Annotated in this window: 10 protein-coding genes; 5 read left to right on the forward strand and 5 right to left on the reverse strand. The window is 59.8% G+C overall.

The window, feature by feature from the left end; translation table 11 throughout:
• From ACXWUF_RS13435 to ACXWUF_RS13450, 4 genes are all read left to right on the forward strand, one after another.
• A partial coding sequence (locus ACXWUF_RS13435) for a PP2C family protein-serine/threonine phosphatase (RefSeq protein WP_458495173.1) occupies positions 1-442 on the forward strand: 442 nt, incomplete at its 5' end.
• 70 nt (positions 443-512) lie between these two features.
• Complete coding sequence (locus ACXWUF_RS13440; RefSeq protein WP_458495174.1) at positions 513-851, forward strand: STAS domain-containing protein; 339 nt, start codon at positions 513-515, stop codon at positions 849-851.
• A gap of 35 nt (positions 852-886) precedes the next feature.
• Positions 887-2,059, forward strand: a complete 1,173-nt coding sequence (locus tag ACXWUF_RS13445) for a sugar phosphate nucleotidyltransferase (RefSeq protein WP_458495175.1) — start codon at positions 887-889, stop codon at positions 2,057-2,059.
• Entirely contained in the window at positions 2,056-2,505 is a 450-nt protein-coding gene (locus tag ACXWUF_RS13450) for an ATP-binding protein (RefSeq protein ID WP_458495176.1), read from the forward strand. The genes ACXWUF_RS13445 and ACXWUF_RS13450 overlap by 4 nt, the downstream gene beginning before the upstream one ends.
• A 126-nt stretch (positions 2,506-2,631) precedes the next feature.
• On the opposite strand, the gene ACXWUF_RS13455 is transcribed toward ACXWUF_RS13450, so the two are convergent.
• Together ACXWUF_RS13455 and ACXWUF_RS13460 are read right to left on the reverse strand one after the other, a co-directional pair.
• On the reverse strand, positions 2,632-3,846 hold the full coding sequence (locus ACXWUF_RS13455; protein WP_458495177.1) for an NAD(P)/FAD-dependent oxidoreductase: 1,215 nt from the start codon (positions 3,844-3,846) through the stop codon (positions 2,632-2,634).
• 473 nt (positions 3,847-4,319) lie between these two features.
• The gene (locus ACXWUF_RS13460; RefSeq protein ID WP_458495178.1) at positions 4,320-4,502 is read right to left on the reverse strand and encodes a hypothetical protein; all 183 of its coding nucleotides are present in this window, start codon (positions 4,500-4,502) and stop codon (positions 4,320-4,322) included.
• A 520-nt stretch (positions 4,503-5,022) separates the two neighbouring features.
• Between ACXWUF_RS13460 and ACXWUF_RS13465 the strand changes: the two genes are divergently transcribed.
• Positions 5,023-5,664, forward strand: a complete 642-nt coding sequence (locus ACXWUF_RS13465; RefSeq protein ID WP_458495179.1) for a methyltransferase — start codon at positions 5,023-5,025, stop codon at positions 5,662-5,664.
• 140 nt (positions 5,665-5,804) lie between these two features.
• Here ACXWUF_RS13465 and pnp read toward each other — a convergent pair whose 3' ends face one another.
• The 3 genes from pnp to ACXWUF_RS13480 all read right to left on the reverse strand — a co-directional run.
• The gene (pnp, locus tag ACXWUF_RS13470; protein WP_458495180.1) at positions 5,805-7,886 is read right to left on the reverse strand and encodes a polyribonucleotide nucleotidyltransferase; all 2,082 of its coding nucleotides are present in this window, start codon (positions 7,884-7,886) and stop codon (positions 5,805-5,807) included.
• A 27-nt stretch (positions 7,887-7,913) separates the two neighbouring features.
• Positions 7,914-8,183, reverse strand: a complete 270-nt coding sequence (rpsO, locus tag ACXWUF_RS13475; RefSeq protein WP_458495181.1) for a 30S ribosomal protein S15 — start codon at positions 8,181-8,183, stop codon at positions 7,914-7,916.
• A gap of 134 nt (positions 8,184-8,317) precedes the next feature.
• A partial coding sequence (locus ACXWUF_RS13480; protein ID WP_458495182.1) for a tRNA pseudouridine synthase B occupies positions 8,318-8,909 on the reverse strand: 592 nt, incomplete at its 5' end.

An 8,909-nucleotide genomic window follows, 5' to 3' on the forward strand; every position in this document is an offset into this window, starting at 1 on the left:
ACTCAACAGCCAGTTCCAGGACGCGGCGGACAACTCCTTGTATTTCACGATGATCTACGGGGTGATCGACACCGTCGAACAAACCATCCAGCTCTGTCAGGCGGGGCACCCCAGCCCGCTCTTCATCCCGCTGAACGGCGCCCCCCAATACGTGGGCGAGGGCGGTTTTCCGGTGGCCTTATTACCCATGGCGGAATACGATTCCGTTACCTTATCCTACACAACGGGCGACCGTATGTTCCTGTACTCGGATGGCGTGACCGAATGCACCAACGCGGCGGGCGAAATGTTTGGCCCCGAGCGCTTGAAAGAATTTTTCGCAGGGATGGGCGGACTCCCCCTGTATGAATCCCTGAAACAATTGCGGGCGCGCATCTGCGAGTGGAACGGCGGGGACAGCTTCGACGACGATATTTCGGTGCTAGCCTTCGAGCTGCCATAGGCGCCGCCAGGATTTTTAGCTTCCGGGCCAAGCGGCCCGGTGTTTTTGACTCAACTGACGCAGGGGCGATATGAACCTAGAAGAAAAATTGGTGGACGGCATCCTCGTGCTTAAGCTGGCCAATCGGCGGCTGGACGCGAGCGTGGCGGCGGCGTTCAAGGAGCAGGTGGTGGGCCTCATCAACCAGGGGCATAAAATCATCGTGCTGGACTTGGAGTCCGTGGACTTCATCGACAGCAGCGGCCTGGGCGCCATGGTGTCCTGCCTCAAGCTGGTGGGCGTGAAGGGCCGCATCGCCCTCTGCCATTTGGCGGGTCCGGTGCTGTCCATGCTTCAGTTGACCCGCATGGACAAGGTGTTCGTCATCCATCCCACCACCGAACAGGCGCTTGAAGCGCTGAGAACCTGAGCTATTCGGCCAATCCGCCAGAGGGAGGAGCGCCAATGAAAACAATGATTCTAGCGGCCAGCCAGGGCACCGGCTTGAAGCCGCTCACGGACAGCATCCCCAAGCCCATGATCCCGCTCATCAACAAGCCGGTCATGGAGTGCATCATCGACCACCTCAAGCGGTTCGGCGTCACCGAGATCGTGGTGAACACCAGTTATCTGCCCGCCGCCATTGAGGAATACTTCCGCGACGGTGGCCGGTTCGGGACGCAAATCGCCTACTCCTTCGAGGGCAAGGTGGAAAACGACCGGCTGGCGGGGCTGGCGCTGGGGTCGGCGGGCGGCATGAAGCGCATCCAACAGTTTTCGGGCTTCTTCGACGGCACCTTCCTCGTGGTCTGCGGCGACGCCCTGTTCGACCTCGATCTCGCCGAGGCGCTGGACTTCCACCGCCGGAAACACGCCGTCGCCACGGTGGCGCTGCGGAACGCGCCCGCCGCCGAGGCTCGTGATGGCGGTTTCATCCAGACCGACGGCGACAGCAAGGTCGTCGGCTTCCAGGCGCCACCGAATTCAACGGGGACCGCGTCCCACTATGCCAGCACCGGGATCTACATCTTTGAACCCAAGGTGTTTGAACACATTCCCGCCTGGGTCGAATACGACATTGACAGCCAACTGCTGCCCGCCCTGGCCGAAGCCGGACTGCCCTGCTATGGCTACGCCAAGCCCTTCCAATGGCTGGACATCAACGCCATTCCCGACTACTGGGCCGTGATGCGGAAGATTCTGAACGGCGAGGTCAGGCATTTCAGGATGCCGGGCCGGGAAGTCCGCCCCGGAATCCATGCCGGCATACACCTGTCGGTGGACTGGAACGCGGTGAAGATCGTGCCGCCGGTCTATATCGGCAGCGGCACGCGCATCGAGCCGGGCGTCGAGATCATCGGCCCGGCCATGATCGGCGCCAATTGCCTGCTGGAAACCGGCGCGGTGGTCCGGGAATGCTTGATCCACGACTACACCCGCGTCGCCGGCATCGCCCACCTGGAAAACAAGATCATCACAGGCAACCACTGCATCGACCCGTCGGGCCACAGCCTCGACATCAAAAGCGCGGGGATCGACTGGATCGTGGGCGACGCCCGCCGGGAAATCGCCCTGGACGCCTGGCAACGGCAAATCCACATGATGGCCACGGCGGGTGGCCGCGGAACCCTTGTATGACCCATATGAACAACGTCACCCTAATCATCGGCAACAACCCGATGGACACCCTGCTGATAGGCATCTGCATCCGGCATATCTCGGCGCTGGCGTTCCCCCCCGAGGAATGCTCCGCCATCGAGCTGGCGGTGGTCGAGGCCGTCAACAACGCCATCGAACACGCCTACGGCGAGGCGGAGGAGGGCAAGATTACGGTGTCCTACTCGCTCTCCGAAGACGGCGCGGTTATTGAGATCATCGACCGTGGGCGGGGCATGGCCTCGCATCTCTTGGCGGATAAAGGCAATCCCCTTGAGTTCGATCCCGAGGACATCGACAACCTGCCCGAACGGGGCATGGGGATATGGCTGATCCGGTCCTGCATGGACTCGGCGGCCTACCATAGCGGCGGCGACTGCAACCGCTGGACCCTGACGAAGTACCGCAAAGCGGCGGAAGCGGCCTAGCCCTGGCCCTCCCCCGGAACCGGGGCCAGAAACGCCGCCCCGATACAGCGGCGGCGTCCCCGTATCGACAGCCTCACTTGACCGACGCAGCGCGGGGGACGCTCCGCCATCCCGCCTTCAGGGCACTCAAGCCCCGCCCAGCCAGGGCCACCGCCGCCCTTTCAGCAAGCCCTCCCAATAAATCACCGGAATCGCGTAGCGCTTCAGCAGGTACATGCTGTAGCGCTCCTTGCCTTGGTCGAAGGGGAAAGTCTCCTTCGGCTTCAGGTCGTAGTCGAATTCCGCCAGGATCAACTTGCCGTAGCCGGTGATGAGCGGACAGGAGGTATAGCCGTCGTAATTCTGCGTCAGCCGGCCACCATTCATCGCCGCCAACAGATTGGCGGTCAGCACCGGCGCCTGGGCGCGGATGGCGGCGGCGGTCTTCGAGGTCGGCAGGCTGCTGGCGTCGCCGATACTGAACACGTTCGGATAGCGGACGTGTTGCAGGGTTTCCTTGTTCACCTCCACCCAGCCGCCCTCGTTGGCGAGGGGGCTGCGCTTGATGAAGTCCGGCGAACTCATGGGCGGCACGACGTGGAGCATAGCGTAGGGCTGGACCACGTCCTCGCCCGTATCGGCGTTGCGGAACACCGCCTCCTTGGCCTCGGCGCGGACCTCCACCAGATTGTGCTTGAAGCGGACATCAATCCCCCGGGGCTTCACCACATTCTCCATCAACGCGGCGGCGTACTTGGGCGCGCTGAAAATGGTCGGGGTCGCGCAGTAATAAATCACCTGGGTCTGGTCGCGCAGGCCGTGCTTGCGGAAATAATCCTCCGCCAAGTACATGATTTTCTGCGGCGCGCCCGCGCATTTGATGGGCGGCGGCGGGAAGGTGAACACCGCGTTGCCGCCCTTGAAGTTGCGGATGTTCTCCCAGGTGATGGGTGCCTGGTCGAAGCCGTAATTGCTGCACACGCCGTCCTTGCCCAGCGCCTCCGGGAGACCGGCGATCTTGCCCCAGTCGATTTGCAGGCCCGGACAGACCACCAGATAGTCGTAGGCAATCGTTTTGCCATCGCGGGTGGTCAGGCTGTTGTTGGCCGGATCGAAGCTCTCGGCGGCGTCCTTGATCCAGGCCGCGCCCTGGGGAATCTGCTCGGCCATGGGCCGCACCGACTGCTCCCGGTTGACGACCCCGCCGCCCACGAAGGTCCAGAAGGGCTGGTAATAATGCTTGTCGGACGGCTCGATGATGGCGACATCCGTGACACCGGCACGCAGCAGGCGGGCCGCGATGCCTAAGCCAGCGGCCCCGCCGCCGACCACGACAACTCGATGATGAAGTTGGTTATCCACGTCTCCTCTCCTCTGTGGTAATGCTTGTGGTTATTGGATTGCTTGAATAGACCCACTGGTTCCGCCGCTAAACCGGGCGAATCCGACGCCATGGCCGGGCCTCCGGGCCATTCTGCATTTGTGGCCAGCCGATTGACAACTCCCGGAAGAAATTCCGGTAATGGCTCAAGCAATGAGACGCAAACCATCCAGGAAGCATTCGATTACCTGATTAGCAAGAATCTTCAGTGTGGGGTGGGAATGTATTCATGCCCATCCCACAGAAATCCGGTGATGACTGAATTTCATTGCTAATCAGGTTCGATTAATGCGAACCTCAGACGGCGGATTGACGAAGACAGGCTAGGATACCGTTTCATCCATGCCCACAGGAATTAAAGGCGTAAAAAAACCGTGGACTCCAGAGGAGTCCACGGTGCAAATATTCAAAGCCGAGCCTTAAACCACAGAGATAGTTTTATTGTGTCTGCGGATTATTGACGTCCAGACGGAACGTTAGTCGATCTGTAAGCGGAGTTGGCGGAATCTTCCGAGATGGCCTTTTGCGCGGTGGCAAACTTTTCGTGCTCGCTTCCTTTAACCATCACCAAGACGATGACAACAGCAACAATAACGCCGCCGATGTACAACCAGAAGTTATCTTTTTCCTGTTCCATTATTTTTACCTCGTATATCGAATATTGGTTTGTTGTTATCGCGACCACAGTCGGCGCGGGGAGAACATTAACGAAATCCAAGGCCATGCTTATTGATATAGATCAAGATTTAGACAGCCAACAACGATGGGCCACTTTGCAAACGCAGTCGCCACATCAAAGAATCCGAATTCGCCAGGACATCAACGACAACCAAAATCCTCGGTCGGACAAAGAGTTCCGGGCAATTACCCGGCTCACGCGGCAGTGTACGAGTTGGGCTTAGCGGCCCGGACCTACAAAGGCTCTGCGGAGATTGTGCAAGCACGCTACCAACATCACCCCGCCCGCCTGTCTTTATCGACCAAATCAAACCCAGCGTCCGCCGCATTCCTCGGATCAAGCCGCCCGGGAACCGCTTGAAATGGGCATCCGCAAATGGGAATATCTCTCCGCCCCGTTTACCGGCTTAAATCAGCCATCTACGCAAGACCAATCAGTTTTTATCCCCAACAAATAAGCCAACATGAATAACGATAAGATGAGTATCGAAAAACGGGAAGACGAGTTATCGGTCTATCTCGCCAAGCAGCCCTATAAGACGGAACTCGATGGCATTAACCTAACCATAGCGAGGAATGTATTCCCCTCCGACTTTGGCATCACCAGTTCGTTTGCCGGCAACTTCATATTGCAACAAAAGCCCGGCGAATCCGCTTTGGACATGGGCTGCGGCAGTGGCTATTTCGCGTTCCTACTGAAAAAAATCGGCAGCCAACGGGTCATCGGTGTGGATTTCAATCGAGACGCCATCGAGTGCGCGACCGCCAACATAGGCCAGAACCCGGGCTTGGCACCCATACAATTCATTCATAGCAATCTGTTTGCCGATGTGCCCCCGCGCAAGTTCGACCTTATTATGTTTAACTTCAATTATTACCCATCCAACGGCTTATATGGCTTGAACGCCGATGGTGGGCAGGAAATCCTGCGGCGGTTCTTCTCGGAAGTGGTCGATTACTCCGACGCGGATACCCGGATATATATCCCTTATTCAGAATTCGTTGGCGCGGAGCATGACCCGAAGAACATCTGCGGGGAATATGGCCTCACGATTAATACCAGGGCCACAACGCGCAACAAGGCGGGTGAGCATTACATTTACGAAATCGCCCAAGCGTAGCGGCCGCTCGCCCGTGGGAGCGGTTTCCAACCGCGACTTCTGGCACACCTGTCGCGGTTAAAAACCGCCCCCACATTTCCTACAGGCCAAAAAAAGGCCGGTTCAAGCCGGCCTTTTTAATCTTTAGCGGGAAGAGGTAATCATTCCTTATCCACCGCCTTCATACTCAACCGCACCCGTCCCTGTCGGTCGATTTCCAATACCTTCACCCGTACGATGTCGCCCTCGGACAGCTTGTCGCTGACCTTCTCGACATGCTCGTCGGAGATTTGCGAGATGTGGACCAGACCGTCCTTGCCGGGCAGCACGGTCACGAAGGCGCCGAAGTCCATCAAGCGGACCACCTTGCCCTCGTAAATCTTGCCCACTTCCACCTCGGCGGTAATCGCCTCAATGCGGCGGCGGGCTTCATCGCCAGCTTCCTTGTCCACAGAAGCAATCTTCACCACGCCGTCGTCGGTTATGTCGATGCTCGCGCCGGTTTCTTCAGTGATGGCGCGAATGGTCGCGCCGCCCTTCCCGATCACGTCGCGGATTTTGCTCGGGTCGATGGTCAGGGTCATGATGCGCGGCGCGTAGTTGGACATTTCCTTACGCGGCGCGGCCAGGGCTTCGGCCATCTTGTCGAGGATGTGCAGCCGCCCGGCCTTGGCCTGTTCCAAGGCTTGGCGCATGATCTCGGGGGTGATGCCGTCGATCTTGATGTCCATCTGCAAGGCGGTCACGCCGTCGCGGCTACCGGCCACCTTGAAATCCATGTCGCCGAGGTGGTCCTCGTCGCCCATGATGTCGGACAGCACCGCGAAGCGCTCGCCTTCCTTAATCAAGCCCATGGCGATACCGGCCACCGGTGCCACGGTCGGCACGCCCGCGTCCATCAGCGCGAGGCTGGTGCCGCACACCGAGGCCATGGAACTGGAGCCGTTGGATTCGGTGATTTCCGACACGACCCGGATGACGTAGGGGAATTCTTCCAGGCTGGGCATGATGGCCTGCACGCCGCGCTTGGCGAGGCGACCGTGGCCGATTTCGCGGCGCTTGGGCGAGCCGATCATGCCGGTTTCGCCCACGCAGTACGGCGGGAAGTTGTAATGCAGCATGAAGGAGTCCTTGTATTCCCCTTCAATCGCGTCGATCACCTGGGCGTCGCGGCCCGTGCCGAGCGTCGCCACCACCAGCGCTTGGGTTTCGCCACGGGTGAACAGGGCGGAACCATGGGTGCGGGGCAGGATGCCGGTGCGGATGGAAATGGGGCGGACGGTGCTGAGGTCGCGACCGTCGATGCGCTTGGCTTCGTCCAAGATGCGGAAGCGAACCGTGTCGTATTCCAGCTTCTCAAACACGCCGCGCACCGCCGACTCGGTGAACCGACCTTCGCCGGTCAGGGCTTCGATGGCGGCCTTGCGGGCATCCTTCACGGCTTGCTGGCGAACCTGCTTGTCGGCGATTTGATAGGCGGTGGCGATGGCGGCACCGGCTTGATCCTTCACCGCTTGCAGCAGGGCTTCGTTCTCAACCGGCGGCGTCCAATTCCAGGACTTGACGCCCGCTTCGGCGGCCAATTCGTTAATGGCCCGGATGGCGGTCTGCATCTGCTCATGTCCGAACACCACGGCGCCCAGCATGATGTCTTCTGACAGGATATCGGCCTCGGATTCCACCATCAGCACGGCCCGCTCGGTGCCAGCGACCACGAGGTCCAGCAGCGAGTCATCCAGGTCGGGCGTGGCGGGATTAAGGACGTACTGGCCGTCGATGTAGGCCACCCGCGCCGCGCCAATCGGACCTTGGAACGGCAGGCCGCTCAGGGTCAACGCGGCGGAGGCGCCGAGCAGCGAGGGAATATCCGGGTCGATGTCCGGGTTCAGGGACATGACCGTGGCGACCACCTGGACTTCGTTGGTGAACCCTTCCGGGAACAGCGGGCGAATGGGGCGGTCGATCAGGCGTGCGGTCAGGGTTTCCTTCTCGGAGGGACGGCCTTCGCGCTTGAAGAAGCCTCCGGGAATCTTGCCAGCGGCGTAGGATTTCTCCTGGTAGTTGACCGTCAGCGGGAAGAAATCGGTGCCGGGGGAGGCTTCCTTTTTGCCCACGACCGTCACCAAGACCACGGTGCCCGCCATGTCCACCATGACGGCCGCATCTGCTTGGCGGGCGATTTCGCCGGTTTCAAAAGAGACCTGATAGTCGCCGTACTTGAACTGTTTCCGAATCGGATTCACAACGATACCTTCAAGTTAGTCAACTATTTACTTACGCAGACCCAGTCGCTCGATCAAGCTCCTATAACGTTCGACATCCTTCCGCTTGATGTAGTCCAGCAGCTTGCGGCGCTGATTGACCAGACGCAGCAGGCCACGGCGGGAATGATGGTCCTTTTTATTCTCAACGAAGTGGGGGGTAAGGTGATTGATGCGGGCGGTGAGCAAAGCCACTTGGACTTCCGGCGAGCCGGTGTCGTTTGCGGCGCGCTGATATTGCTGCACGACAGCGCTTTTTTCTACGGCGGTATAGGGCATTTCTAGACTCCCAAAAATTCAAGCAATTAAATAAACCGGCAATTTTAACGTCAGGCCGTGACGTGTTTCAATCAAAGCCTCGGCTTTAGAGCATGACCAGCGCGCTATTGGCGTAGGCTGGGCTTTAGCCCGACCTACGCCCGCTCCGGCTGGCCGACCTTGACCAGCCGCCGGGGCGCGATGCGTCCATCATCCAGCACCTCGCCGATACCCATGAAAACCTCGCGCCGTCCATACAAGCGCACGCAACCTTCCGTGGGTGCCTTGGGCACGAGAACCGCCTCGCCCTTGCGGACATAAAAGCTCAGTTCATCGCTCAACCGAACCTCGGGCAGACTCTTGACGATCCGGTCCATGGGCAACAACCAAGCCTCACGGGCCGCTGCGTCGGGCAGGACTTCGAGTTCTTCGACGGTATGGGCCTCGCTGATGTCCAGCTCGCCCACCGCCGTGCGGCGCAGGACTTCAACATGCCCGCCGCAGCCCAAGACTTGGCCCAAGTCTTCGGCCAGGGTGCGGATGTAGGTTCCCTTGGAGCAATGCACATCAAGCTCCAAGCTGGTCGCGTCGAAGGCTTCGAGGCGCAATTCGTGAATGGTCACGGGCCGGGCTTCCCGCTCGACTTCGATGCCCTTGCGGGCCAGATCGTACAGTCGTTGCCCCTTGTGCTTGAGGGCCGAATACATCGGGGGAACTTGCAGAATATCGCCCCGGAAACCGGCCAGC

Source organism: Methylomagnum sp. (assembly GCF_054333355.1).

Coding starts and splice junctions, on each gene's coding strand:
- ACXWUF_RS13440 (WP_458495174.1), top strand. CDS start 513: ATGAACCTAGAAGAAAAATTGGTGGACGGCATCCTCGTGCTTAAGCTG.
- ACXWUF_RS13445 (WP_458495175.1), top strand. CDS start 887: ATGAAAACAATGATTCTAGCGGCCAGCCAGGGCACCGGCTTGAAGCCG.
- ACXWUF_RS13450 (WP_458495176.1), top strand. CDS start 2,056: ATGACCCATATGAACAACGTCACCCTAATCATCGGCAACAACCCGATG.
- ACXWUF_RS13460 (WP_458495178.1), bottom strand. CDS start 4,502: ATGGAACAGGAAAAAGATAACTTCTGGTTGTACATCGGCGGCGTTATT.
- ACXWUF_RS13465 (WP_458495179.1), top strand. CDS start 5,023: ATGAGTATCGAAAAACGGGAAGACGAGTTATCGGTCTATCTCGCCAAG.
- rpsO (WP_458495181.1), bottom strand. CDS start 8,183: ATGCCCTATACCGCCGTAGAAAAAAGCGCTGTCGTGCAGCAATATCAG.